General features: G+C 69.8%; 27 protein-coding genes and 1 pseudogene. 9 read left to right on the forward strand and 19 right to left on the reverse strand.

Annotation, left to right across the window (positions count from 1 at the left end; genetic code table 11):
- The 4 genes from ABZU99_RS07385 to ABZU99_RS07400 form a co-directional block, all read right to left on the reverse strand.
- A partial coding sequence (locus ABZU99_RS07385; protein WP_356043667.1) for an aldo/keto reductase occupies positions 1–923 on the reverse strand: 923 nt, incomplete at its 3' end.
- Positions 924–939: 16 nt separating this feature from the next.
- Positions 940–2,373: an argininosuccinate lyase gene (gene argH, locus ABZU99_RS07390; RefSeq protein ID WP_356043670.1), complete on the reverse strand. Its 1,434-nt coding sequence runs from the start codon at positions 2,371–2,373 to the stop codon at positions 940–942.
- Between the two features lie 97 nt (positions 2,374–2,470).
- The gene (locus ABZU99_RS07395) at positions 2,471–3,667 is read right to left on the reverse strand and encodes an argininosuccinate synthase (RefSeq protein ID WP_355941033.1); all 1,197 of its coding nucleotides are present in this window, start codon (positions 3,665–3,667) and stop codon (positions 2,471–2,473) included.
- An 85-nt stretch (positions 3,668–3,752) separates the two neighbouring features.
- Entirely contained in the window at positions 3,753–4,229 is a 477-nt protein-coding gene (locus ABZU99_RS07400; RefSeq protein ID WP_355941030.1) for a DUF3515 domain-containing protein, read from the reverse strand.
- A 153-nt stretch (positions 4,230–4,382) separates the two neighbouring features.
- On the opposite strand from ABZU99_RS07400, the gene ABZU99_RS07405 reads away from it, so the two are divergent.
- Complete coding sequence (locus ABZU99_RS07405) at positions 4,383–5,000, forward strand: carboxymuconolactone decarboxylase family protein (protein ID WP_356043674.1); 618 nt, start codon at positions 4,383–4,385, stop codon at positions 4,998–5,000.
- Positions 4,993–5,799 (forward strand): SDR family oxidoreductase, encoded by an 807-nt coding sequence (locus ABZU99_RS07410; protein WP_356043677.1) that lies wholly within the window; start codon positions 4,993–4,995, stop codon positions 5,797–5,799. Before ABZU99_RS07405 ends, ABZU99_RS07410 begins: the two co-directional genes overlap by 8 nt.
- Positions 5,800–5,929: 130 nt before the next feature.
- Here ABZU99_RS07410 and ABZU99_RS07415 read toward each other — a convergent pair whose 3' ends face one another.
- Positions 5,930–6,598: a TetR/AcrR family transcriptional regulator gene (locus ABZU99_RS07415; protein WP_356043679.1), complete on the reverse strand. Its 669-nt coding sequence runs from the start codon at positions 6,596–6,598 to the stop codon at positions 5,930–5,932.
- A gap of 479 nt (positions 6,599–7,077) precedes the next feature.
- Between ABZU99_RS07415 and ABZU99_RS07420 the strand changes: the two genes are divergently transcribed.
- Positions 7,078–7,500 (forward strand): hypothetical protein, encoded by a 423-nt coding sequence (locus tag ABZU99_RS07420; protein ID WP_355941018.1) that lies wholly within the window; start codon positions 7,078–7,080, stop codon positions 7,498–7,500.
- 59 nt (positions 7,501–7,559) lie between these two features.
- Here the strand turns inward: ABZU99_RS07420 and ABZU99_RS07425 are convergent, their stop codons facing one another.
- Positions 7,560–7,997, reverse strand: coding sequence for an ATP-binding protein (locus ABZU99_RS07425; RefSeq protein ID WP_355941015.1), 438 nt, complete (start codon positions 7,995–7,997; stop codon positions 7,560–7,562).
- 100 nt (positions 7,998–8,097) lie between these two features.
- Here ABZU99_RS07425 and ABZU99_RS07430 point away from each other — a divergent pair.
- Positions 8,098–8,343: pseudogene (locus ABZU99_RS07430) on the forward strand (Scr1 family TA system antitoxin-like transcriptional regulator); the annotation flags it as partial.
- Positions 8,340–8,585: a DUF397 domain-containing protein gene (locus ABZU99_RS07435; RefSeq protein WP_355941009.1), complete on the forward strand. Its 246-nt coding sequence runs from the start codon at positions 8,340–8,342 to the stop codon at positions 8,583–8,585. The pseudogene ABZU99_RS07430 and the gene ABZU99_RS07435, both read left to right, overlap by 4 nt.
- On the opposite strand, the gene ABZU99_RS07440 is transcribed toward ABZU99_RS07435, so the two are convergent.
- From ABZU99_RS07440 to ABZU99_RS07460, 5 genes are all read right to left on the reverse strand, one after another.
- Positions 8,582–9,028, reverse strand: coding sequence for a TIGR03618 family F420-dependent PPOX class oxidoreductase (locus ABZU99_RS07440; RefSeq protein ID WP_355941006.1), 447 nt, complete (start codon positions 9,026–9,028; stop codon positions 8,582–8,584). The two genes, ABZU99_RS07435 and ABZU99_RS07440, sit on opposite strands and share 4 nt — an antisense overlap.
- Before the next feature lie 221 nt (positions 9,029–9,249).
- Complete coding sequence (locus ABZU99_RS07445; protein ID WP_356043684.1) at positions 9,250–9,489, reverse strand: hypothetical protein; 240 nt, start codon at positions 9,487–9,489, stop codon at positions 9,250–9,252.
- A gap of 348 nt (positions 9,490–9,837) precedes the next feature.
- Entirely contained in the window at positions 9,838–10,407 is a 570-nt protein-coding gene (locus tag ABZU99_RS07450; RefSeq protein WP_356043687.1) for a hypothetical protein, read from the reverse strand.
- Between the two features lie 83 nt (positions 10,408–10,490).
- Positions 10,491–12,806 (reverse strand): hypothetical protein, encoded by a 2,316-nt coding sequence (locus tag ABZU99_RS07455; RefSeq protein ID WP_356043690.1) that lies wholly within the window; start codon positions 12,804–12,806, stop codon positions 10,491–10,493.
- On the reverse strand, positions 12,803–13,204 hold the full coding sequence (locus ABZU99_RS07460) for a DUF6507 family protein (protein ID WP_356043692.1): 402 nt from the start codon (positions 13,202–13,204) through the stop codon (positions 12,803–12,805). The genes ABZU99_RS07455 and ABZU99_RS07460 overlap by 4 nt, the downstream gene beginning before the upstream one ends.
- 211 nt (positions 13,205–13,415) lie before the next feature.
- On the opposite strand from ABZU99_RS07460, the gene ABZU99_RS07465 reads away from it, so the two are divergent.
- Genes ABZU99_RS07465 through ABZU99_RS07475 form a run of 3 tightly spaced genes read left to right on the forward strand, consistent with a single transcriptional unit; the run spans position 13,416 to position 16,072 of the window.
- Positions 13,416–14,744: a ferredoxin reductase family protein gene (locus ABZU99_RS07465; protein ID WP_355941536.1), complete on the forward strand. Its 1,329-nt coding sequence runs from the start codon at positions 13,416–13,418 to the stop codon at positions 14,742–14,744.
- Between the two features lie 12 nt (positions 14,745–14,756).
- Complete coding sequence (locus tag ABZU99_RS07470) at positions 14,757–15,278, forward strand: FMN-binding protein (protein WP_356043695.1); 522 nt, start codon at positions 14,757–14,759, stop codon at positions 15,276–15,278.
- A complete protein-coding gene (locus ABZU99_RS07475) occupies positions 15,275–16,072 on the forward strand; it encodes an FAD:protein FMN transferase (RefSeq protein WP_356043698.1) in 798 nt (265 codons plus the stop codon). Before ABZU99_RS07470 ends, ABZU99_RS07475 begins: the two co-directional genes overlap by 4 nt.
- A gap of 211 nt (positions 16,073–16,283) precedes the next feature.
- Here ABZU99_RS07475 and ABZU99_RS07480 read toward each other — a convergent pair whose 3' ends face one another.
- Positions 16,284–16,670: a DUF488 family protein gene (locus ABZU99_RS07480; RefSeq protein WP_355940983.1), complete on the reverse strand. Its 387-nt coding sequence runs from the start codon at positions 16,668–16,670 to the stop codon at positions 16,284–16,286.
- A 51-nt stretch (positions 16,671–16,721) separates the two neighbouring features.
- On the opposite strand from ABZU99_RS07480, the gene ABZU99_RS07485 reads away from it, so the two are divergent.
- Complete coding sequence (locus ABZU99_RS07485; RefSeq protein ID WP_356043701.1) at positions 16,722–17,309, forward strand: pyridoxamine 5'-phosphate oxidase family protein; 588 nt, start codon at positions 16,722–16,724, stop codon at positions 17,307–17,309.
- A gap of 185 nt (positions 17,310–17,494) precedes the next feature.
- Here ABZU99_RS07485 and ABZU99_RS07490 read toward each other — a convergent pair whose 3' ends face one another.
- The 7 genes from ABZU99_RS07490 to ABZU99_RS07520 all read right to left on the reverse strand — a co-directional run bounded on the left by ABZU99_RS07490 (position 17,495) and on the right by ABZU99_RS07520 (position 23,429).
- On the reverse strand, positions 17,495–18,055 hold the full coding sequence (locus tag ABZU99_RS07490; RefSeq protein ID WP_355940977.1) for an arginine repressor: 561 nt from the start codon (positions 18,053–18,055) through the stop codon (positions 17,495–17,497).
- Positions 18,056–18,063: 8 nt separating this feature from the next.
- Entirely contained in the window at positions 18,064–19,266 is a 1,203-nt protein-coding gene (locus ABZU99_RS07495) for an acetylornithine transaminase (RefSeq protein WP_356043704.1), read from the reverse strand.
- A complete protein-coding gene (gene argB, locus ABZU99_RS07500) occupies positions 19,263–20,213 on the reverse strand; it encodes an acetylglutamate kinase (RefSeq protein ID WP_356043707.1) in 951 nt (316 codons plus the stop codon). Before argB ends, ABZU99_RS07495 begins: the two co-directional genes overlap by 4 nt.
- On the reverse strand, positions 20,210–21,367 hold the full coding sequence (argJ, locus tag ABZU99_RS07505) for a bifunctional glutamate N-acetyltransferase/amino-acid acetyltransferase ArgJ (RefSeq protein ID WP_355940968.1): 1,158 nt from the start codon (positions 21,365–21,367) through the stop codon (positions 20,210–20,212). Before argJ ends, argB begins: the two co-directional genes overlap by 4 nt.
- Entirely contained in the window at positions 21,364–22,392 is a 1,029-nt protein-coding gene (gene argC, locus ABZU99_RS07510) for an N-acetyl-gamma-glutamyl-phosphate reductase (RefSeq protein WP_356043709.1), read from the reverse strand. The genes argJ and argC overlap by 4 nt, the downstream gene beginning before the upstream one ends.
- Positions 22,393–22,589: 197 nt before the next feature.
- A complete protein-coding gene (locus ABZU99_RS07515) occupies positions 22,590–22,712 on the reverse strand; it encodes an HNH endonuclease (protein ID WP_356043892.1) in 123 nt (40 codons plus the stop codon).
- A 141-nt stretch (positions 22,713–22,853) separates the two neighbouring features.
- The gene (locus ABZU99_RS07520) at positions 22,854–23,429 is read right to left on the reverse strand and encodes a CGNR zinc finger domain-containing protein (protein WP_356043712.1); all 576 of its coding nucleotides are present in this window, start codon (positions 23,427–23,429) and stop codon (positions 22,854–22,856) included.
- Between the last annotated feature and the right edge of the window lie 57 nt (positions 23,430–23,486).

The raw sequence follows: 23,486 nt of genomic DNA on the forward strand, positions 1-23,486 counted from the left end.
AGGTCCTCCAACAGCTCCGACTGACGCTCGTTCAGACGCAGCTCGGCGGCGGCGAGATTGGAGCGCAGCTGATCGGTGGTCGCCGCGCCCGAGAGCACGACGCTCACCCACGGCCGATCGAGGACGGCGGCGAGAGCGACGGCGTCCAGGGTGGCGCCCGTCTCCTCGGCGACCCGGCGCAGCGCGGACGGAGGCTCCGCAGCCGCCGCGGTGAGCCGTCCGTTGGCCACGCCTTCCTTGACGATGACCGCCCGTCCCGCCGCATGGGCCTCGGCCAGCGCCGCCCCGGCCGACGGTTCCAGCAGGTTGTAGGTGCTCTGGACGGTCCGGAACAGCGGCCGGCCGTCGACCTCGACGACGAGCGCGGCACGGATCGCGTCGGCCTGGCGGGGCCCGCTGGTGGAGATGCCGACCGTCACGCCCTCGGCCGCGAGCCGCGCCAGCCGCTCATGGAGCGCGCGGTCGGTGAGGGCCGGGCTGTCCGGGGTCACCGAGTGGATCTGGTACAGATCCAGCCGGTCGCCGAGCAGCGCGTCGGTCAGCCCGCGCTGCCGCTCGTACGTCGTGACGCCGTGGTCCTTGACCTCGTGCGTCTCGGCGTCCGTGCGCCAGTCGGCGACATAGGTGTAGCCCCATTTGGAGCCGACCACCGCATCCCGGGCGTCCGGCCGCTGTCGCAGCCAGTCGGCCAGGAACTCCTCCGCCCGGCCGTACGACCGGGCCGCGTCCAGATAGCGCACGCCGTTCGCATACGCGGTGTCCAGCAGCTCATGGCTGCGCTGCCGCATCGCGTCGACGGTGCGCTCGGCGGGGAGGTCCTGGTCCCGGCCGAGGTTGATGTAACCGGGGCGGCCGACCGCGGCCAGGCCGAGCCCGATCCTGGCCGCGGGCGTGGAGTTCTCCGCGAGGCGCGCGAAACCCATGACGTCGTACCTGCTCTCAGCTCTTCTTGGCGTTGGCCCACTCGTACTGGGCGGCCAGATCGGCCTTGACCTCGGCGAGCTGGGCGGCCACCGCCGACGGGGCGGTGCCGCCGCGGCCGCTGCGCGAGGCGAGCGCGCCCGGCACATTGAGGACGCCGCGGACCTCCGGGGTCAGATGCGGGGAGATCTTCGCGAACTGTTCGTCGGTCAGCTGGTCCAGCTCGATGCCCGTCCGCTCGCACTCCTTGACGCACTCGCCCGCCACCTCGTGCGCCACCCGGAACGGCACGCCCTGCCGCACCAGCCACTCCGCGATGTCGGTAGCGAGCGAGAACCCGGCCGGGGCCAGCTCCTCCATGCGCTCGCGGTTGACGGTCAGCGTCGCCATCATCCCGGTGAAGGCCGGAAGCAGCACCTCCAGCTGGTCGCAGGAGTCGAAGACCGGCTCCTTGTCCTCCTGGAGGTCGCGGTTGTACGCGAGCGGCAGGGCCTTGAGGGTGGCCAGCAGCCCGGTGAGGTTGCCGATCAGCCGGCCGGACTTGCCGCGCGCGAGCTCGGCGATGTCCGGGTTCTTCTTCTGCGGCATGATCGACGACCCGGTGGAGAAGGCGTCGTGGAGGGTCACGAAGGAGAACTCCTTCGTGTTCCAGATGATGACCTCCTCCGCGATGCGCGAGAGATCGATGCCGATCATCGCGGTGATGAACGCGAACTCGGCGACGAAGTCGCGGGAGGCCGTGCCGTCGAGGGAGTTGGCGGATGAACCCCGCTCGAAGCCGAGGTCGGCGGCGACCGCCTGCGGGTCGAGCCCCAGCGAGGACCCGGCCAGCGCGCCCGAGCCGTACGGCGAGACGGCTGTCCGCTCGTCCCACTGCCGCAGCCGCTCCGCGTCCCGGGACAGCGCCTGGACATGAGCGAGGACATGGTGCGCGAAGAGCACCGGCTGAGCGTGCTGGAGGTGCGTACGGCCCGGCATCGCGACATCCGGATGCGCCTCCGCGAGCCCCACGAGGGCCTGCTGGAGGTCGGCGATCAGCCCGCCGATGATCCGGGCGTGGTCGCGCAGATACATCCGGAAGAGGGTGGCGATCTGGTCGTTCCGGGACCGGCCGGCCCGCAGCTTGCCGCCCAGGTCCGGACCGAGCCGCTCCAGCAGCCCGCGCTCCAGGGCGGTGTGCACGTCCTCGTCGGCGATGGTGCCGGTGAACGCGCCGGAGGCGACATCGGCCTCGAGCCGGTCCAGCCCCTCCAGCATCCGCTCCAGCTCATCGGCCGTGAGCAGCCCGGCGGTGTGGAGCACCCGGGCGTGGGCGCGCGACCCGGCGATGTCGTATGGCGCCAGCCGCCAGTCGAAGTGCACGGAGGCGCTCAGCTTCTCCAGTGCCTCGGACGGCCCGTCGGCGAAGCGGCCGCCCCAGAGCCGGACGTCGCCGCTGTTGCCGTTGCTCACGCTGCTGCTCCTCAAGGCTGTGGGTGTGCGACCGCCTCCCCGCCGCGGGGCGGGGAGGCGGCTTGGTTACGTCTGCTCTTTACGTCTGCTGCGCAGGCTACTGCTGAAGGTCCCGCTTGGCGGCGATCTTGCTGGACATACCGAAGATCTCGATGAAGCCCTTCGACAGCGACTGGTCGAAGGTGTCGCCGGTGTCGTAGGTCGCCAGGTTGAAGTCGTAGAGCGACTGCTCCGACTTCCGCCCGGTGACGACGGCCCGGCCGCCGTGCAGCGTCATCCGGATCTCACCGGAGACCTGCTCGTTCGCCTCGGCGATGAAGCCGTCCAGCGCGCGCTTGAGCGGCGAGAACCACAGACCGTCGTAGACCAGCTCGCCCCAGCGCTGCTCGACCTGCCGCTTGTAGCGGGCCAGCTCGCGCTCGACCGTGACGCTCTCCAGCTCCTGGTGGGCGGTGATCAGCGCGATGGCGCCCGGTGCCTCGTAGATCTCCCGGGACTTGATCCCCACGAGCCGGTCCTCGACCATGTCGATCCGGCCGATGCCCTGGGCTCCCGCCCGCTCGTTGAGCTGCTGGATGGCCTGCAGCACGGTGACGGGCCGGCCGTCGATGGCCACCGGCACGCCCTTCGCGAAGGTGATGATCACCTCGTCGGCCTCACGGGGGGTGGCCGGGTCGGAGGTGTACTCGTACACGTCCTCGATCGGCCCGTTCCAGATGTCCTCCAGGAAGCCGGTCTCGACGGCGCGCCCGAAGACGTTCTGGTCGATCGAGTACGGCGACTTCTTGGTGGTTGCGATCGGCAGGCTCTTGGCCTCGCAGAACGCGATGGCCTTGTCCCGCGTCATCGCGTAATCCCGGACCGGGGCGATGCACTTCAGGTCGGGCGCGAGGGAGGAGATACCCGCCTCGAACCGCACCTGGTCGTTCCCCTTGCCGGTGCACCCGTGGGCGACGGTGGTGGCACCGTGCTTCCGGGCGGCGGCCACCAGGTGCTTCACGATCGTCGGCCGGGAGAGCGCCGACACCAGCGGGTAGCGGTCCATGTACAGTGCGTTGGCCTTGATGGCCGGAAGGCAGTACTCGTCCGCGAACTCGTCCTTCGCGTCCGCGACCTCCGCCTCCACGGCCCCGCAGGCGAGCGCGCGCTTGCGAATCACGTCCAGGTCCTCGCCACCCTGGCCGACATCCACGGCAACGGCGATGACCTCGGCGCCCGTCTCCTCCGCGATCCAGCCGATCGCGACGGAGGTGTCCAGGCCGCCCGAGTAGGCGAGTACGACGCGCTCGGTCACGGGTTTCTCCTTACGGTCCATGCACTGACTGGTATAAGTATGCACTGCACCGTATGTTTCGTCAACGCCGCAGGTGACACGGGCCTCACACCCCGGCGGGCACCGTCTTCCTGATCGCGGGGGCCAGGTCCTCAAGGGCCTGGACATCGCCGTACTTCCCCGGAATGGCCACCTCGACGTAGACCTTCCGGAGCGCGGTGGTGCATCGGTAGCGCCCGTCCCGCGGATCCTCCAGCATCCAGTCCACCCCGCCGAGCCGCGCCCCTGGCGCCCTGGGGTTGTTCATCTCCTCGGGCCGCACCACGCCGCAGCGGAGCACGACGGCGGGATCTCCCCAGGCCGTGGTGAAGCGCGAGGCGGGCTCCGTCTCTCGACGTTCGAGACCGGCCACGGAGTCGGGAACCGCGTCGAGCAACGCATCACAGATGCGGGCCGCCGCCGCATCCGGCGTGGGAGGTACCACCTCCCCCGCGTCGCCGGAAGAGGAGCAAGCCGTGACGGCGAGGAGCAGGAGAGCGGTGAGCGGCGCGGCGCGTAACGCGGGACGGCGGCGAGGAGTCATGCGAGGAAGCTATAAGGCGGCTTCTCCCCGAGACCGCCCCGGGTCCAACGGGCCTTCGACGTGCGGTCCGTGAGTGACGTTCATGAAGAATTGCCTCCCCCATTCACTTGCCGAGCGTTCAGCCAGTTCCTATCGTGGCGTCAGGAGGTCTTCATGCCCGAGAACGACCAGGTACCGCACAGCGACACCAGCGGCGGCCGCCCCCGGCTCCAGCCGCTGTCCGAGGACGACTGGGATGCGAGGACAGGCGAGCTGCTCGCCGACGCTCCGCGCGACCCCGGGGGGCGGGTGGGCAACGTCTTCACCACCCTGGCCCGCCATCCCGAGCTCTATAAGGCGTTCATGCCCTTCGGACTCCAGCTGCTCCGGAAAGGTCGGCTGCCGGGAAAGGTCCGCGAGCTGCTGATCCTGCGCACCTCGCACAACACCGGCGCCTCGTACGAGTGGGGACGCCACCTCCCGCTGGCCAAGGCCGCGGGCCTCACGGACGCCGACATCGAACGCGTCCCCCAGGGCCCGGACGCCCCCGGGTGGACGGACGTCGACCGGCATCTGATCCGGGCGGCCGACGAACTGCACGCCGACGCCCGGCTGTCCGACACCACCTGGGAGGCTCTCGCCGAGCACTTCGGCGAAGCGGACCTGATCGAGATCACCATGCTGGTGGGGCAGTACCACATGGTGGCGTTCTTCCTGAACAGCGTCGGCGTGGAACTGGACCCGGGCTTCGACGCCACCGGGTTCGCGAAAGGAACTCCGAAGCATGGCTGAGAAGCGGGGGGCCGACTCCGCGGCCCGGCGGCTGAACGGCCGTAAAGTACTGGTGATCGGCGCGGGAACCCGCCCCGACGACGACCCCGAGTCGCCGGTGGGAAACGGCCGCGCCATCGCCGTTCTCGCCGCTCGCGAGGGCGCGAGCGTCGCCTGCGCCGATATGGCGACCCAGGCTGCCGGTGTGACGGCTGAACTGGTCTCCGCCGAAGGCGTCAAAGGCAAGGCGGTGACGGGTGATGCCACGGACGCGGAGCAGTCGGCCACGGTGGTCGACGAAGCGGCCCACGCGCTGGGCGGGCTCGACGCGCTCGTGGTCAACGTCGGGGTCGGCCTCGGCGCCGGCTTGGAGGGGACTTCCCCCGAGGACTGGGACCGAGTGCTCTCCCTCAATCTGCGAGCGCCGTTTCTGGCCGCCAAGTACGCGCTTCCGGCGCTGGCCGACGGAGGCTCGGTCGTCTTCATCGGGTCGACGGCCGGGCTGCGTGCCGCCACCAACTCCCCCGCCTACGACAGTTCCAAGGCCGGACTGTTCGGCCTCGTCCGCCATGTCGCGAAGGAGGGGGCGGTCCGTGGGATACGCGCCAACCTCGTCGTCCCCGGGCTGATCGACACACCGATGGGCCGCCAGGCGTCGGCCAGGCGGGCCTCTCGGACAGCCACGTTCGAACGGATCCCGCTCGGGCGTCAGGGCACGGCGTGGGAGGTGGCGGAGGCCGTGACGTTCCTGCTCTCCGATCGCGCTTCCTACATCACGGGCCAGAGCCTGGTGGTGGACGGCGGGCTCAACGCGGTCTGACCGGCGGTACCGGGCCACCGATGCCCGGTCGGCCCGCCCCGTCACGCGCCGCCCCGTCACGCGGTACGGGCCCGCACCAAGCCGCGGTACGGGCCCGCCCCCTGCCGCGGTGCGGGCCCGCCGCGCCCGCTCAGCCGGCGTCCGGCTCCGCCGCCAGCCCGAGTACGAGCGTCCGGTGGGCGGCACGCCCGATCTCCGCCAGAAGGGTTCGCGCCGGGTCCAGTTGGTACTGGAGCAGTACCCCGCGAGCGATGCTCTCCACGAGGAACGCCTGCGCGACGACATCGACATCCGGGCGGACGCTTCCGTCCGCGATGCCCCGGCGGATGTCGTCCTCGACGGCGGTGCGGACGAGGTTGAGATGTCCCGCCATCCTGCTCTGCATTCCGCCGGAATCGCCGGGGCTGCCGAGCGCCTCGACGAGGAGTACCAGCAGAGCCCGCGCCCGTACCCCCGGGGCGGGCTCCGCCAGGCGTACGAAGAACTGGTCGACTTTGGCCAGCACGGCTTCGAGCCCGCTCATCCGGTCGTAGCCGGGCAGCGCCCGGAGCCGGTCGATGAATCCCTCGCGGATGTCGGTGACCACGGCTTCCACGAGCCCGGCCTTGGAGGTGAAGTGATAGTTGACCATCCCTCGGCTGACGCCGGCGCGGTCCCCCACCTCCTTGACCGTGAGCCCCCGGTAACCCTCTTCCGCGAGGATCTTTAGCGCCGCGTCCAAAAGCTTGCGCCGGGAGGCCTCCCGCTGGTCATCACGCCTGGTCGGACGGCGCCCGGCCGCCGCGGTGGATTCGCTCATGGCGAGGTCAGTATGCCATCCGGGCGGCCGGAGATCGGGCGGGAGTCAGCGTCCTGTCGGGGACGTCAGGTTCGGCGAGAACTCACGGCGGCCCGCCGTGGCGCCCGCGTCGACCGGCAGCACCACTCCGGTGATCCACGCGGCACGGCGGCCGGCCAGAAAGGCGACCGGCATCTCGACCGGCGGCGAGGCCGGTGCCAGCTATACCTACCTCGCCGAAGCAGCGCCGAACGGGCGTCGCGGCCTCTTCGGGAGCCTCGGCCACGTCTCGGCGACCGTGGACGTGCTGCTGGCCCACACGGTCGGCCTGTGGGTGCATTCTCACCTCGCCGAGGACGCGGTGTCGGCCTACGCGACCCCACCGCGGGCTGGAACACGGCTCCGCCCTGACCGCGAGCGTCATCTCCCAGGCCGTTCTCATCTGTGCCCTCCCACTCCTGGGGACGCTGTCGGACCGGGTGGGACACCGGCTGCACCTGGTGACGTTCGCGATCATCGCCGTCCTCGCCGCGGTCCCTCTGTTCACCATGCTTCGGCCCACCTTCGGGTCGCTGGTGCTGGTGCAGAGCGCCGGGCTGGTGATCTTCGCCGTCTGCGGGTCGGCCGTCGGATCGACCATGGCCGAGCAATTGCCCACCGAGGTCCGCGCGGCCGGTCTCGGTTTGCGGTACGCGCTGTCCGTGGCGGTCTTCGGCGGCACGGCCCCGTTCACGATCGAATGGCTCAACGCCCGTGACGTGTCCGGGGCTTTCCCTTGGTACGTCGCCGCTCTGTGCGCCATCACCCTCGTATCGGCTCTCGCCCTGCGCGAAGGTCGCCACCAGGACCTGCGCGACGTCCCCACCGGCGGAGCGGACGAACCGGCAGCGGCACCAGTGACCGTGGACTCGTCGCACCGGTGACACCACGCCGCCCGGCGCCCCCACCCAGTGCCCCGATCCCCCGGGGCGCCGGGTGGGGGTCAGGTGCCGATCTCGGCCCAGACGGTCTTGCCCGGCCCCTGCCGGTCGGCGACGCCCCAGCGGGTGGCGAGGGCCGCGACCAGGAGGAGGCCCCGGCCGGTCTCGCGGTCGGGGCCGGGCACGATCAGCCCGGCCTCGGCGGCCGGCGGGCGGCTCTCGGTGCGCGTGTCGGCGACCTCGATCCGTAGCGTGCCCCCGGCGAGGACGAGCCCCACCTCGAAATCCCGGCCGGGCACCAGGCCATGCGTGACGGCGTTCGCCGCCAGCTCGGCGACGATCGCGGCGGCCACGTCGGACGGCTCGCCGCGGTACCCCCACGCGTCGAGCTGCCGGACGACGAGAAGCCGGGCGAGCCTGGCTCCCCTGCGGGTGGAGCTGAGCCGACGGGTGAACATACGTACGGTGACGGGCGCTTGCGGCCGTGCTTGGGCTGACATGCGGCCACCGTTCCGGCCACCGGGTGGAGCGGACCAGGTCAGCGGCTCGTACGCGATGTGAGCGTACGGGCGCGGAGGGTGGACGGTACGCGTAACCGACAACGTCGAGCTGCAGATTTTGCCACTCGAACAAGAGCATCACGCAGGGCTGGAAGGGTCCATGCAACTGCTGGAGAGCCCAGACCATCGATGGCTGGGCTACTGCGAAGTCCAACGCAGTGGCCAGTTGATCTCTGACCGGAAAGAGGTCAGTGTGCTCCAGATGCGGTATGCCAAACTGCGTTCACAGGCTCTCACCGCCGAGGACTCCGCGAGCCTGCTGAAGCAGATCCAAGGAGCGCTATGACCACCACCGAGCTGTCCTGGTTCAAGTCCAGCTACAGCGGAGGCGACGGCGACAGCTGCGTCGAAGTCGCCCTCTCCTGGCACAAGTCCAGCTACAGCGGAGGCGACGGCGACGAATGCGTCGAGGTCGCCACCTGCCCCCACACCGTCCACGTCCGCGACTCCAAGGACACGCGGGGCCCCCAACTCGCCTTCTCCTCCGCTGCCTGGACGTCATTCGTCACGTACGCGGCAAGCCGCTAACCCGGCCCCGTGCTCCCGGGCGCCCCGGGCGGGAAGGGCTCGACGCCGACCACACGACGTACGCGTGACGGCTCGACCACTACGACGACGCGCCGCTCACCGGGGACCCGCCACTCGAACCGCTCGGTGCCCAGGTAGGTGCGGGCCAGGCGGTCCATGTTCTCGTCCGCTTCCGGGCCTTCGATGAACCGGACGGCCCGGCCGCGGACCTGCACCCGGTCGTAGGGATCGACCGAGTCCGCGTGGGACAGGGACACCCGCGGATCACGGCGGAGGTTGCGCTCCTTGATCCGCCCGATGGCGGTGTTGAAGAACAGCAAGTCCCCGTCTCGCCCGACCCACATCGGGCTCACATGCGGCGACCCGTCAGCGTTGACCGTGGCGACGTACCAGATGTGCGGCCCGTCGATCCTGGCATGTACGTCCTGCGGAATGGCGACCATGGGCCCAGACTGCCCCGCCGTCACACTGGTGATGCCTCAGAGCGCGTATCCACGGGCCCTTGTAGCGTGCGCCCCGTGAGCGACATCTATAAGTTCACCATGGCGCTGGACCTGACCGACGACCTCTCTGAAGAAGAGCTCGCAGAGCTTCGATGGCACCTTAGTCTTCGTCCGCGGCCGGAGGTTTGACGTCCTGCCCGACGCGACGACTCGCTGGCCGGCTATGGCCTCACCACGACCAAGTACAGGAACCACAGGATGGGCAGCAGCGCGATATACGCGGCCGGGCGCTGAAGAACGGACTTGCCGGGGTCGGGACGGGTCCCGGACTGGTCGAACCCCGGCTCCGAGAGCTTGTTGATCTTCCTGCGGACCACCAGGTTGCTGATGACCGTGAAGGGGTTGAAGAGGACGGCAGAGAGGGGGCTCCACCATCCCTGCCACAGCGTCTTGGTGGTCATCTGCCGGAACATTGCCGTGCCGCAGGTCCGGCAGAACGGACCTTCCCACCTCTGGAATCGCATCAGCACGAGCATTCCCTGGTGGCTCCGGATGGTGACATCCTCCGCCGGATACGCCGCACACACTCGGCATGTGAGCTGCTGCGGCGCGGCATGAGGCAGCCCAGCGGTGGCCCCAGCCACGGGCTGACCGTAGGAGCCGGGATAGCTCGGGTAGGTGGGCAGCGGCTGCGGCTGCGCATAGGGCGCCTGGGGCTGGGCAGTGTAGGGGTTTCCCTCAGGCGGGAACGGCGCGGTCATGTACTTCCTCATGCTGGAATCAACAGGTCATGCCATCGCTGTGATGACTCAGAGCTTGTCCGTCAGATTCGGGCCCAACCCATCATCTGTCGGGTCTGGCGTATGAATTCCGTATCCGACGGCGCTGCCGAAATATGTTGGTTCGCCGGGAATTGCAGCCACGCCGAGTGAGGAATCCAGATCCCGCAAGGCCGCGGCAAGCCGACGGCCGTTCTGTCGCTGGATCTCAGGATGAGGGCGTCCCTCGAAGTCGTAGTAGCCCCAAATATCGTGGTACACGGCGACTTCAGCCGACAGACCAATCGCTGCGGGTGACACCGACAGCTCGACCAGCCGAGGTTCACGGTGTGACTGACCATCGGCATCAATCCACACGCCACTACCGAGCACCAGAAAGTCGTCCATCTCCGCGTCCAGGAAGCCGACGGGACGAGTCTCGATCACGCGTTCCATCAGCTCGCGAGTGCCCAGTGGGGACGTGAGCCCCACGGTCGTGGTGATACCAAGTGCCCCAACCCCAGGGATGTACCAACCATATTCGAGCATGGCCGGTTCGAGGAGCTTGTGTCCGGTCAAAATCGTTGCCATCCGAGCCGCGACGTCCAGCGCCGAGACCAACCCCGGAGGCGCCACCTCGTCAAGCTCCCATACCCACGAGCCACACTCTCGTGGAGCACGCTTCAAAAGAGACATTGTTTTCCTCACGGAAAGACCCGCCCATTATCTGGAATAATGACGGAACCATCATCGAAACGCAAGTAATATGTGGCACTAGATTTACCCGCCAAGAACTCTACCTTCTTAGCTAACTCCGCGTCAAACGCAGCCATAGGCTGATGGATATCCAATATAGCAACCTTGTGGACCGCACCTTCTCCAGCGAGTTGCTTTGCGGCCTTGCGAGCCGCAGAGTTTATTCCCTCCACGTTCTGAACATCCTTGAGCTGGTATCCATAATCCGGCACACCATCCGGCTTGAGCGTTGCCACATCGAGATCTAGGCCGGTGGCGTCATTCTTTATTTCGAAGGCCAATTCGTTCGCCCTGAGCCCACGACTCTGAAGATCTGTCGCATGCTCCAGGGCCATGTGCGCGGCAGGGATCATGTCCTTCTGCTTGCACATCTTGAGGACCTCGTCGTAGTTCGCCACATCGGAAAGATGCCCGCGGGATACAAGATCCGCCACCCCCGACCCGTATGGCGACTTCCGCAATTGAGTAAGAAGCCGCTCCTGATCGGCCGGAGCCAGTTTCATACGAGTCAGTTCTGTCGCGACACCCCCCTCTTGCTGGGGATGCATTCCGCCCGTCGAACTCCTGGCCACATCGTCGTTGCCCGTATGCCCGTGTTCCGCACCGCCAGGGCTGCTGCCGGCGACCCGGTCAGTTGAATCGCCAGAGTGAGGCGTCTCATGTCCTGAATGCACCGGCAGGTCCGCCGAGCCGTCCGGAAGATCGCCGCCGGGTGGATGGCTGCCGTCGGATGGCAGCGGCTGATGAGGCGCGGCCCCCGGTGCGTCATGAGTGCCTTGGGTCGGCGAACCATGGCCGTCCTGCGCTGGGGCACCCCGGGCGCCCGTTCCCGGCGGGTCAGACCGTGGCGAGACTGCGGGCTCGTGATTGGCCTGCGGCCTGCGTTCGGTCTCCGCGCGGGCAACGTCGGTTGCGTCTTCGCCGCCCGGGTGGGCGGGTACCGTCTGCCGGGCACGTTGGATGTCGTCCAACGCCTGGCGGTCGGCGGCCGACAGTTCCACCCTCGCCCTGTCGAGGACGGTGCCGTCGGCCTTGTAGAGCGTGCCGTACTCGTCCAAGTAGTGGCCACTCGGCAGCTTGACCGAGCCGTCCGGGTGGAAGACGGCATTGTTCGGTAACTTCACGGAGCCGTCGGCCAGTTCGAGAAGACGGCCTGAGTAGGCGTTCTTCAGACCGGACAGGACATCCGCGACCTTGACCTTGGCCAGGCCCACGCCCTTGAAGACATAGGTCATCGGGTCCGCCAGCCGGCCGATCTTGCCCGCCGTGCTGATGGCCTTCGAGAGCGCGCCGGATTTGGCCGCCGTGCCCGCGCCGCCCGTGCCTATGCCCGTCACCACGTTGAAGGAGACCGCGCCGGCCGCGCGGGCCGGGTTCTTGCCCCATTCGTCCCAGGCGACCAGGCTCTTGCCGGCCTCCTTGGCGGTGTGCTTGCTCTCCCTCAGGAAGGGCGGTAGCTCCGATTCCGGCTTGTTGCGCAGGGTTGGGCTCATATAGACGCCCGCGCCGACCCCGAGGCTGCCCAGGTTCTTCCAGGCCGCCTTGGCCTCGTCCCAGCCGTTGAAGCCGGCCAGCGTGCCGAGGCCCTTGAGGGTGCCCCAGACGCCGTCGACGATGAAGCCGTCCCAGACGAAGCTCTTGAAGTAGTGGCCGATGTCGTACGGGTGGTACTTCAGCTCGACCGGGGAGCCCCATGGGGTCTTCTTGGCGTGGTCGAGGTCCGAGCCCTTGTAGCCGTAGCCGTACGCGTTCGGCTTCTTGGAACCGTCGTTGACCACGTAGTGCGGGCCGCCGAACAGAGCCGTGATCTGGTTGGCCGCACGCCGCTCGGCCTCCCAGAAGGCGCTCACCGCCGCGTTGACGTCGTGCAGCAGGTCCTGGTGCTCGCTGACCTTGTCCCGGTCGTACGCCCAGTCGTCATCGTCGCCCACGTCCTCGACGAACTGGGTGGCCTGCCGCTTCAGCCGGGCGAGTTTGGCCGCGATCGGGCGGACCTCCGCCGCGTACGACTCCAGGGTCCGCCCGATCGACTCCACATCGCTCGCGGCCTCATCGGCGGTGTCGCGCACCGGCAGGGTGGTCGCGAACAGCTGGTCGGCCTCCGGGGCGTGGTAGTACGCCGATAACCCCTGGAAGCGGTCGTGCATCCCCTGGCCCGCGGCGCGGAGATGGGACGCGTCCATGCCCAGGGACTCCGCCTCCGTTTCCAACCGGGGTAAGTCGCCCGTGAACTGGGGAATGTTCTGCGGCTGAATCATCTTCATTTCGACGTGTCCCGCCGTCCGCGGGGCTGGGGGTCCACATCTGGCGCCTTCAGCGCCTCGCGCTGCGCCTGCGCGGCCATCTGGAGATCTCCCTCCAGATACTCGGCGGTCGCCTTCACCGCGCCGTCCATCGACCGTCCGGCCCGTGCAGCGATGTACTTGATCTTCTTCTCGTTCGCCTTGGCGAACTGTGCGAGCGCGGCGCCCACCAGACCCAGCTCGGGCACTTCGTCGCCCGAGGTCAGCGAGCCCGCGGACTGCGCGGCGCCCGCCAAGTGGTCGCTGAACTGCCTGAGCTTCTCCTGGAAGGCTCGGGCGTCCTCCCCCGACCTGAGGACCACGCTCCGCACACCGGTGGGATCGATGTCCCAGTCCGGCTTCCCCTTCGACGCCGACACGAGGCCCCCCTCTACGCGCCGCGATCACTACTCGTCAGTTCACCATACCGGCGGCGGGGCCCGAACCTGTGAAGCCTGTGAATGCCGACGGCCGTTGAGTCGCGTCGCGGTCCCAGCCGTACCCCTGTGCGCCGGAGCTCGTACGCGAAGGGGACAAGGGGACAGGGCCGTGACGACGCTACTCAACAGCCGGGCCGGACGGCGGCAGGCCATGCGCGACATACAGCCGCGCCGTTCGCCCGCCGTGCCGCTGATCGTGCTGAGCTGGGCGGGGGCCGCGGCAGTGATGTCGTTGTGGTGGCAGAACACCCCGAACGTGGAGGGCACCACCCAGTGGCTCACCGGGGCCGGGCGGCTCAGTGGGCTGCTCGGTGGGTATGTGCTGGCGCTGGTCGTGCTGCAGATGGCGCGGGTGCCCGCGCTGGAGCGGCGGGTGGGGTCGGATCGGGTGGCGCGGTGGCACGCGATGAGCGGGCGGTACGCGCTGTGTCTGATCGTGGCGCATGTGGCCCTGATCATCGCGGGGTACGCGGAGCAGGCCGGCGCCGGCTTCATCGACCAGTTGGTGTCCGTGGTGATGGACTACCCGGACATGGTCGACGCGGCGATCGGCACCGGGGCGCTGGTGGTGATCGGGCTGATCTCCGCCGGGATGGTGCGCCGCCGGATCTCGTACGAGGTGTGGTACTACCTGCATCTGCTCACCTACCTCGCGGTCTTCCTGACGTTCTGGCATCAGCTGTCCACCGGCGCGGAGTTCGTGGGCGACAAGACGGCGCAGACGGCCTGGTACGTGCTCTACGGCACGGTCACCGCGCTGGCGGTCTGGTACCGGCTGCTGGTGCCGCTGCGGATGAATCTGCGGCACCGGATGCGGGTGGAGGCCGTCGTTCAAGAGGCGCCCGGGATGGTGTCGGTGCTGATCAAGGGGCGACGGCTGCACCGTATCGGAGCCGAGGCGGGGCAGTTCTTCCGGTGGCGGTTCCTGGCGCCGGGGCTGCGGTGGGGTTCCCATCCGTACTCGCTGTCCGCGCCGCCCCGGCCCGAGCTGCTGCGGATCACGGTGAAGGCGGTGGGCGGCCACAGTTCGGGGCTCGCGTCGCTGAAGCCGGGAACGCGGGTGTGGGCGGAGGGGCCGTACGGGGCGATGACCGCGGCGCGGCGCAGCCAGGGGAAGGTGCTGATGATCGCCGGTGGCGCCGGAATCACCCCGATCCGGGCCCTGTTCGAGACGCTGCCCGGCAAGGGCGGCGATCTCACCTTGCTGTATCGCGCCCGCAGCGTCGAGGACCTGGCGCTGTGGGAGGAGCTGAAGCAGATCGCGAACGAGCGTGAGGCCCGGCTGCTGTACGCCGTGAACGGCCCCGACGGCGCCCGGCCGGAGATCACCGCGGAGCGGCTGCGCCAGCTCCTGCCCGATATCGACGAGCACGACGTGTATCTGTGCGGGCCGCCGGGCCTGACCGAGCACGCCTACGAGGCACTGAGCGAGGCGGGGGTCCCGGACCGCCGTATCCACCACGAATCCTTCGAGCTGTGACCGAGGTGAGCCATGAAGAGGACCCATCCGCTGCGCCGCATCATCCTGGGCACGGCCGCGACCGTATCCGGTGTGGTACTGCTGCTCGCGTTGAAACAGCCCGGCTCGGGCGGCGGCCAGGCGGTCGCACAGAACCAGCCGGGGCAGGCGCCGCCCGTCGCGGCCACGGCACCACCGGCGGCCGGTGGTCGGGGTGATGCGGGTGGTGCGGGCGGTGCGGGCGGTGCGGGCGGTGCGGGCGGTGCGGGCGCCAACGCGGGCGCACAGACCGTCGTCGGTGACACCGCCCAGACGCAGTACGGCCCGGTCCAGGTGAGCCTCACCGTCGCGGGCGGGAAGGTCACCGCCGCGCAGGCCGTCAAGACCCCTGACTCCGGCCCACAGAGCGTGCAGATCGCCAAGGACGCCGTTCCCAAGCTCAACCAGCAGGCGGTAACGGCCGCGAAGGTCGACACCGTCTCCGGCGCCACCTACACCAGTGAGGGCTACGCCAAGTCCCTGCAGAGCGCTCTCGACAAGGCGGGTGTCAAATGACGTCCTACAAGCCCGAGCCCGAGCCCGAGCCGCTGCGCCATGTCGAGCACGTCATGGGCACGGTCTTCTCCTTCGATGTGCGCGAGGTGCCCGCCGCGGGCCGGCTCCGGGTGCTGGCCGCGCTGGACGGGGCCGTGGTCGGGCTGCACCGGGTGGACGAGCTGTTCTCCACGTACCGCCCGGACAGCCAGATCAGTCGGCTGGGGCGCGGTGAGCTGACGCTGTCGGGGTGCGATCCGGAGGTCCGGGATGTGCTGCGGCTGTGCGAGGAGGCCGAGTACCGCAGTGGCGGCTGGTTCACCGCGCGCTACGCCGGCGCGGCGCCGGATCCGACCGGCCTGGTCAAGGGATGGGCGGTGGAGCGCGCCGCGCGGATGCTGGTCTCGGCGGGCGCCGGGTCGGTGTGTGTGAACGGCGGCGGCGATGTCCAGGTGCACGGCGGCCCATGGCGGGTGGGGATCGCCGATCCCCTGCGCCCCGATGAGCTGGCCGCGGTGGTGGAGGCGCACGGCGAGCTGGCGGTGGCCACCTCGGGCCCGGCCGAGCGGGGCTGCCACATCCTGGACCCGCGCACCGGACTGCCCCCGGCGGATGGCCTGGCCTCGGTCACGGTGATCGCCACGAGCCTGGTGGAGGCGGACGCGTGGGCCACGGCGGCCTGTGCGATGGGCGCCGCGCGGGCCCGGCCGTGGCTGCAGCGGCTGGCGGGGGCGGAGGCGTTCGTCGTCACCGCCGAGGGGGACACCTGGCACACCAGCGGTTTCGCACGCTATTCGGCGGAGCTGTGCGTGTAGCCTGCGGCGCGGTACGGCGATGGCAAGCGGCACCGGGCTGTGGCGATACGTACCGGTGGCCCCGTACGGATGCCTGGGCGTGCCCGTTGCCGCCCACGATTCCGCCGACGCCGATACCGCGCGCACCGACTCACCGGCTCACCGGCTCACCGACGGCCGCATACACCCGCCCCCCGGGCCCCGCCAACAGCCGCGCACGGTCTCGCCGGGGCTACCGGTGGCCGCGGACCGCGTCCGCGAGCAGGCCCGCGTGGCCGTAGTCGAGCTCCTTCACCGCCGTGAGCAGGGTGAGCGGACCGGCCGCGGCGAGCTCCCGCAGGTGGTCGACGGCCTCGCGGCGTTCCGGTTCGGCCAGTTCCGCGCGGTAGCGCCGGGCGAACTCGGCGAAGCGCTCAGGATCATGCCCGTACCAGCGCCGCAGCTCGGTCGAGGGGGCCGCGGCCTTGAGCCATTCGTCCAGGTGGGCGTCGGCTTTCGCGAGGCCGCGCGGCCAGACCCGGTCCACGAGGACACGGGTGCCGTCGTCCGGTTCCGGTGCCTCGTACACCCGGCGGACCCGGATGCCGGGACCCTTCGCGCGATCTTTCCTGTCGGCCATATCCCCATGGAAACATCGCTTCCACTGCCACCCCGGCGGATAATCCGCCACATGGGAAAGGTGTACGAACGTATCGACGGCAGGCTGCGTGGCTTCATCGAACAGCAGAAGATCTTCTTCACGGCCACCGCCCCGCTGGCCGGGGACGGCACCGTGAATCTCTCCCCGAAGGGGCTGGCCGGTTCCTTCGCCGTACTCGACGAACTGACCATGGCATACCTGGACTTCGCCGGGAGCAACGCGGAGACCATCGCCCATCTGCGGGAGAACGGAAGGATCACTCTGATGTGGTGCGCCTTCGACGGCCCGCCGAACATCGTGCGCGTCCATGGCCGGGGCGAGCCGGTGTTCCGTGACGATCCGCGGTTCGCGGAGCTGCTGAAGCACTTCCCCGACGTCGACATCGACGCGCACGGGCTGCGGGCGGTCATCGTGGTGACGGCCGAGCTGATCCGGGACACCTGCGGTTACGCGGTCCCGTTCATGGACTACCGCGAGGAGCGCACCCTGCACGGCGATCGCTTCCGGCGGGAGGACGACGAGACGCTGGACCGCTACTTCCACAAGAAGGAGCACATCGCCAGCAGCATCGACGGTCTCCCGGGGCTTCCGCTGCCGCTGCCGCCGCTCAGCACCTAGTCCGATGTCTTCGGTGTAGCGGCCGTCCTACGGAACCCGGGGCTCGCAGCACACGACGACGGGCTCCAGCCCCGCGGCTGCCCCGCGGCTGCCCCGCGGCTGCCCCACCCCCGGGCGCCCCTCGGAGCCCAGGAGCCTGGGCCGGGGGCCGGGCGAGAGCGGGGCCGTCGCCCGCCGCCGAGGCGTCAGCGGGCCTTCTGGGCCAGGCGCAGGAGGTGGTCGGCGAGAGCCTGGCCGCCCGCCGGGTCGCGGCTGATCAGCAGCAGCGTGTCGTCGCCCGCGATGGTGCCGAGGATGTCGTGCAGCTCGGCCGAGTCGATGGCCGAGGCGAGGAACTGGGCTGCGCCCGGCGGGGTGCGCAGCACCACGAGGTTGGCCGATGCCTCGGCCGAGATCAGGAGTTCGCCCGCCAGCCGCCCCATCCGCGCCTCGCTCGCCGATTCGCCGAGCGGGGCGCGGGGGGTGCGGTCGCCGCCCTCGCTGGGCACCGCGTAGATCAGCTCGCCGCCTGTGTTACGGATCTTCACCGCGCCCAGTTCGTCGAGGTCGCGGGAGAGCGTCGCCTGGGTGACGGAGAGTCCGTCGTCGGCGAGGAGCTTCGCGAGCTGGCTCTGGGAGCGGACCGGTTGCCGGTTGAGGATGTCCACGATCCGGCGGTGGCGGGCGGTGCGGGTCTGCGGCACGGCCGGTCCGCCGTGGTGCGCTTCGGCGTCCTGCGTGGCCTCGGTGTGCTGCGCCTCGGTCATCGGTGTCGTCAGTCTCCGGATCGTCGTTCCCCGTGGCCCTCATGAACGGCGTCCAGGACCGCGGGGAGCGCCCCGAGGAAGGTGTCCACCTCGTCGTCGCCGATGATGAGCGGCGGGGCGAGCCGGATGACATCCGGAGCGACCGCGTTCACCAGGAGTCCCGCGTCCTGAGCCGCCTGCTGCACCTGCGGCGCGAGGGACTCTGCCAGCACGATACCGAGCAGCAGCCCGGCACCGCGGACCCGGGAGATCAACGCGTGGCCGAGCGACTCGATTCCCTCACGCAACCGCTCCCCCGACCGCTTGACCCGGTCGAGGATGCCGTCGGCGGCGATGGTGTCGAGAACGGCCAGGGCGGCGGCGCACGCGACGGGGTTTCCGCCGAAGGTGGAACCGTGCTGACCTGGGGTGAGCAGTTCGGCGGCGGGGCCGAAGGCGACGGTGGCGCCGATGGGCAGCCCGCCGCCGAGCCCCTTGGCGAGGGTGACGACATCGGGTTCGACGCCCTGGGCCTGGTGCTCGAACCAGTGGCCGGTACGGCCGATGCCGGTCTGGATCTCGTCGAGGACCAGCAGGGTTCCGGTGGCCCGGGTGATCTCGCGGGCCTCCGCCAGATAGCCGGCCGGGGGCACGATGACCCCGTTCTCGCCCTGGACCGGCTCCAGGATGAGGAGGGCGGTGTCGGTGGTGACGGCCGCGCGCAGCGCCTCGGCGTCGCCGTACGGGACGTGGGTGACTTCGCCGGGCAGCGGCCGGAAGGGATCCTGCTTGGCGGGCTGGCCGGTCAACGCGAGGGCGCCCATGGTGCGGCCGTGGAAGCCGCCGGTGGTGGCCACCATATGGGTGCGGCCTGTCCGCCGGCCGATCTTGAAGGCGGCCTCGACCGCCTCCGCGCCGGAGTTGGAGAAGTAGACGCGTCCGGTGCGGCCGAAGAGCTGGAGCAGCCGCTCGGCGAGGGCGACCGGGGGCTCGGCGAGGAACAGGTTGGAGACATGCCCGAGGGTGGCGATCTGGTCGGACACGGCCCGTACGACGGCGGGGTGGGCGTGGCCGAGGGAGTTGACGGCGATGCCGCTGACGAAGTCGAGGTACCGCTTGCCGTCCGCGTCCCAGACCCTGGCGCCCTCCCCGTGGGTGAGCGGCAGCCGGGGGGTGCCGTAGTTGTCCATGAGCGCGCCCTGCCAGCGCGTCGTCAGCTCGGTGTTGCTCACCGCTCCGCCCCCTCGTCCGTCGTGCCGTTCTGATCCTTGTCCTTGTCCTTGTCCTTGTCCGGCAGGACCATCGTGCCGATGCCCTCGTCGGTGAAGATCTCCAGCAGGATGGAGTGCTGCACCCGCCCGTCGAGCACGCGGGCGGTGGTGACGCCGTTGCGTACGGCGTACAAACAACCCTCCATCTTGGGGACCATGCCGCTGGCCAGATCGGGCAGCAGCTTCTCCAGCTCGCTCGCGGTGAGCTGGCTGATCACCTCGTCGCTGTTGGGCCAGTCCGCGTAGAGGCCCTCGACATCGGTGAGGACCATCAGCGTCTCGGCCTTCAGCGCGGCCGCGAGCGCGGCGGCCGCCGTATCCGCGTTGATGTTGTAGACGTGGCCGTCGTCGGCGCTGCGCGCGATGGAGGAGACGACCGGGATCCGGCCGTCGTCCAGCAGCGCCTGAACGGCGCCGGGGTCGATCTCGGTGATCTCGCCGACCCGGCCGATGTCCACGCGGGCGCCGTCGATGTCGGCGTAGCGCTTGGTGGCGGTCATGGTGTGCGCGTCCTCGCCGGTCATGCCGACGGCCAGCGGGCCGTGCTGGTTGAGCAGGCCGACGAGTTCGCGCTGGACCTGGCCGGCCAGCACCATCCGTACGACGTCCATCGCCTCGGGCGAGGTGACCCGCAGCCCGGCCTTGAACTCCGAGACCAGCCCGAGCCGGTCGAGCTGCGCGCTGATCTGCGGGCCGCCGCCGTGCACGACGACGGGGCGCAGCCCGGCGTGGCGCAGGAAGACCACGTCCTGGGCGAAGGCGGCCTTCAGGTCCTCGTCGACCATGGCGTTGCCGCCGAACTTGATCACGACGGTCTTGCCGTGGTGACGAGTGAGCCAGGGCAGCGCCTCGATGAGGGTGCGGGCCTTGGGCAGGGCGGTGTGTTTACGGGCGGTCGGCAGGCTCATGAGGAGTACGCGCTGTTCTCGTGGACGTAGTCGGCGGTCAGGTCGTTGGCCCAGATGACGGCCGACTCGCTGCCCGCGGAGAGGTCGGCGGTGATCCGCACCTCCCGGTAGCGCATGTCGACGAGCTCGCGGTCCTCGCCGACGGAACCGCTTTTGCACACCCACACGTCATTGATCGCCACATTGAGCTGGTCCGGCTCGAAGGCGGCGGAGGTGGTGCCGATCGCGGAGAGCACCCGGCCCCAGTTGGGGTCCTCGCCGTGGATGGCGCACTTGAGCAGGTTGTTACGGGCGATGGAGCGGCCGACCTCGACGGCGTCGTCCTCGGTGGCCGCGCCGATGACCTCGATCCGGATGTCCTTGGAGGCGCCCTCGGCGTCCCCGATCAGCTGGCGCGCGAGGTCGGCGCAGACGGTGCGCACCGCCTCGGCGAACTCGGCGTGGGCGGGGGCGACCCCGGAGGCGCCGGAGGCGAGCAGCAGCACGGTGTCGTTGGTGGACATGCAGCCATCGGAGTCGACCCGGTCGAAGGTGGTCCGGGTGGCGGCGCGCAGCGCGGCGTCCAGCTCCGGGGCATCCACCTCGGCGTCGGTGGTGAGGACGACGAGCATGGTGGCCAGGCCCGGGGCCAGCATGCCCGCGCCCTTGGCCATACCGCCGACGGTCCAGGAGCCGTCGGGGCCGGTCGCGACGGCCGTCTTGTGTACGGTGTCGGTGGTCTTGATGGCGACGGCGGCCTTCTCGCCGCCGTGCGGGGAGAGTGCGGCGGCGGCCTTGTCCACACCGGACAGCACGGCGTCCATGGGCAGCCGGAGGCCGATGAGCCCGGTGGAGGCGACGGCGACCTCGCCCGCGCTGTGCCCGAGGACGTCGGCGACCTTCTCGGCGGTCGCGTGGGTGTCCTGGAAGCCGAGGGCGCCCGTACAGGCATTGGCGCCACCGGAGTTGAGGACGACGGCGGAGACCTGACCGCCCTTCAGCACCTGCTCGGACCAGAGGACGGGAGCGGCCTTGACGCGGTTGGAGGTGAAGACGCCCGCGGCTGCCAGGCGGGGGCCGTTGTTGACGACGAGTGCGAGATCGGGGTTCCCGTTCTCCTTGATCCCTGCCGCGACGCCGGAGGCCGTGAAGCCCTGGGCTGCCGTAACGCTCATGGAGCGACTCCGATCGTGAAAAGTCCCAGCTCCTCGGGGAGACCGAGGGCGATGTTCATGCTCTGCACCGCGCCGCCCGCGGTGCCCTTGGTGAGGTTGTCGATGGCGCTGATCACGATGGCGCGGCCGGCCGCCTCGTCATGGGCGACCTGGAGCAGCGCGGCGTTGGATCCGTACACGGCGGCGGTGGAGGGCCACTGCCCCTCGGGGAGCAGCCGTACGAAGGGCTCGTCCCGGAGCGCCTTGTCGTAGGCGGCCCGCAGGGTCTCATACGTCACCCCGGGCCTTGCCTTGGCGCTGCAGGTGGCCAGGATGCCGCGGGGCATCGGGGCCAGCGTCGGGGTGAAGGAGACCGAGACCCGCTCCCCCGCCGCGGCCGACAGGTTCTGGATCATCTCCGGGGTGTGCCGGTGGCCACCGCCCACGCCGTACGGGCTCATGGAGCCCATGACCTCGCTGCCGAGCAGATGCGGCTTGGGCGCTTTGCCCGCGCCGGAGGTCCCGGAGGCGGCGACGATCACGGCCTCGGGCTCGACCAGCCCCGCGGCGTACGCCGGGAAGAGCGCGAGCGAGACGGCGGTGGGATAGCAGCCCGGGACCGCGACGCGGCGCGCCCCCGCCAGCGTGGCGCGGGCCCCGGGCAGCTCGGGGAGGCCGTAGGGCCAGGTGCCCGCGTGCGGCGAACCGTAGAACTTCTCCCAGTCCGCCGGGTCCGCCAGCCGGAAGTCGGCGCCGCAGTCGACCACCAGCACCCCGTCGCCGAGCTGCTCGGCGACGGCGGCGGACTGCCCGTGCGGCAGCGCGAGGAAGACCACATCATGCCCGGCCAGCGCCTCGGCGCCGGTCGGCTCCAGCACCCGGTCGGCCAGCGGGAGGAGGTGGGGCTGCAGGGCCCCCAGGGACTGTCCGGCGTTGGAGTTGCCGGTCAGCCTGCCGATCTCCACCTCGGGATGCGCGAGCAGCAGACGCAGCAGCTCGCCGCCCGCGTATCCGCTCGCTCCTGCCACCGCGGCACGTACTGCCATCGCCATCCTCCTTGGGTATGGCATGACTATACGATGCACGGCAGTTTTATGCAAAGGAGGGCATGATTCGCTCGATGGTCAGGTGTGGTCGGGTAGCCGGAGACCATTGCTGATCCCCGGCCCCCTCAGAACCGGACGTGCGAGCTTTCCCCGCATCCGGCTCAAGCAAGCCCCATGGGCTTCGCAGGTCAGCAGGGTTATCTGGTCCTTTTGCCGTCGCCAGCGTGATGCCGGCGGTGGCATTCGGAGTGCACGAGGCGAAGGTTGTTCCGCTCATCCGTGCCGCCATCTCGCGGTCGATCACGCCCGCCTTCAGCCAGCCGCGGATCAGGCCCCTGGCGGGGAACTTGCCGAGCATGGTCATGAGGTGGTCATGGTCGATGCGGTCGAACGCCGCCGACAGGTCCGCGTCCAGGACCCACAGACGTTTCGGGTTCCTGCCCTTCACCGTCCAGTAACGATCACTCCGCTGATCTGGGTTTTTTGCGCTGGTTGGCATTGAAGCGCGCTTTCTTCTGACGATTGCCGCACGTGTTCATGTCACACCATTTGCGGGTGCGACTTTGGCTGGTGTCGAAGAAGGCGGCTTGGCAGGTCGGTGAGGCGCACAGGGCCAGTTTTCCGTCTCGTTCGCCCGAGATGATGCTGATCGCGTCGGCGGCGATCACGCTGAGGGCGTCTTCCACGCAGGAAGCCGAGCTGAGCCGCCATTGCCGCTTGCCCTCGGGCGTCAGGATGGGCGCGGCCCGACCCTGAGCACTTCGGTTATTGATGACGTGGACGGCAGGTGCGGGGAGAGCGTCCTGGATCGCGGCTGCTGTCGCGGCGGCGTGAATCGACTCCCTCAGTTCCCGGGCGAGGTCGAGCTGGGTGGTGGTGCAGGAGTCCACGGCGAGGCCATACGCGGCCAGCCAGTCGACGAGTCGCTGCGGCGTGGGAATGCGCTCCACGGCGTCGCCATGACGCTCCGACAGAGTCCCCGTGAAGCTGGTCGCCAGCACCGAACCGAGGCGGAAGTCAGGGAAGCCAGCACGCATGGAACCACCTTAGCTGGTTGCGGCATGGCTCGGAGAACTGTTAGAACCGTCTTAGCC

The sequence above is a fragment of the Streptomyces sp. NPDC005266 genome, from assembly GCF_040607655.1.
Classification (GTDB): Bacteria; Actinomycetota; Actinomycetes; order Streptomycetales; family Streptomycetaceae; genus Streptomyces.

Bases quoted from the DNA above. Each gene is read 5' to 3' on its own strand.
- ABZU99_RS07415 (WP_356043679.1), bottom strand. From the start codon at position 6,598: ATGAGCGAATCCACCGCGGCGGCCGGGCGCCGTCCGACCAGGCGTGAT.
- ABZU99_RS07485 (WP_356043701.1), top strand. From the start codon at position 16,722: ATGGGAAAGGTGTACGAACGTATCGACGGCAGGCTGCGTGGCTTCATC.
- argC (WP_356043709.1), bottom strand. From the start codon at position 22,392: ATGGCAGTACGTGCCGCGGTGGCAGGAGCGAGCGGATACGCGGGCGGC.
- ABZU99_RS07475 (WP_356043698.1), top strand. From the start codon at position 15,275: ATGACGTCCTACAAGCCCGAGCCCGAGCCCGAGCCGCTGCGCCATGTC.
- ABZU99_RS07410 (WP_356043677.1), top strand. From the start codon at position 4,993: ATGGCTGAGAAGCGGGGGGCCGACTCCGCGGCCCGGCGGCTGAACGGC.
- argB (WP_356043707.1), bottom strand. From the start codon at position 20,213: ATGAGCCTGCCGACCGCCCGTAAACACACCGCCCTGCCCAAGGCCCGC.
- ABZU99_RS07405 (WP_356043674.1), top strand. From the start codon at position 4,383: ATGCCCGAGAACGACCAGGTACCGCACAGCGACACCAGCGGCGGCCGC.
- ABZU99_RS07520 (WP_356043712.1), bottom strand. From the start codon at position 23,429: ATGCGTGCTGGCTTCCCTGACTTCCGCCTCGGTTCGGTGCTGGCGACC.
- ABZU99_RS07490 (WP_355940977.1), bottom strand. From the start codon at position 18,055: ATGACCGAGGCGCAGCACACCGAGGCCACGCAGGACGCCGAAGCGCAC.
- argJ (WP_355940968.1), bottom strand. From the start codon at position 21,367: ATGAGCGTTACGGCAGCCCAGGGCTTCACGGCCTCCGGCGTCGCGGCA.
- ABZU99_RS07470 (WP_356043695.1), top strand. From the start codon at position 14,757: ATGAAGAGGACCCATCCGCTGCGCCGCATCATCCTGGGCACGGCCGCG.
- ABZU99_RS07465 (WP_355941536.1), top strand. From the start codon at position 13,416: ATGCGCGACATACAGCCGCGCCGTTCGCCCGCCGTGCCGCTGATCGTG.
- ABZU99_RS07445 (WP_356043684.1), bottom strand. From the start codon at position 9,489: ATGACCACCAAGACGCTGTGGCAGGGATGGTGGAGCCCCCTCTCTGCC.
- ABZU99_RS07440 (WP_355941006.1), bottom strand. From the start codon at position 9,028: ATGGTCGCCATTCCGCAGGACGTACATGCCAGGATCGACGGGCCGCAC.
- ABZU99_RS07425 (WP_355941015.1), bottom strand. From the start codon at position 7,997: ATGTCAGCCCAAGCACGGCCGCAAGCGCCCGTCACCGTACGTATGTTC.
- ABZU99_RS07480 (WP_355940983.1), bottom strand. From the start codon at position 16,670: ATGGCCGACAGGAAAGATCGCGCGAAGGGTCCCGGCATCCGGGTCCGC.
- ABZU99_RS07435 (WP_355941009.1), top strand. From the start codon at position 8,340: ATGACCACCACCGAGCTGTCCTGGTTCAAGTCCAGCTACAGCGGAGGC.
- ABZU99_RS07400 (WP_355941030.1), bottom strand. From the start codon at position 4,229: ATGACTCCTCGCCGCCGTCCCGCGTTACGCGCCGCGCCGCTCACCGCT.
- ABZU99_RS07455 (WP_356043690.1), bottom strand. From the start codon at position 12,806: ATGAAGATGATTCAGCCGCAGAACATTCCCCAGTTCACGGGCGACTTA.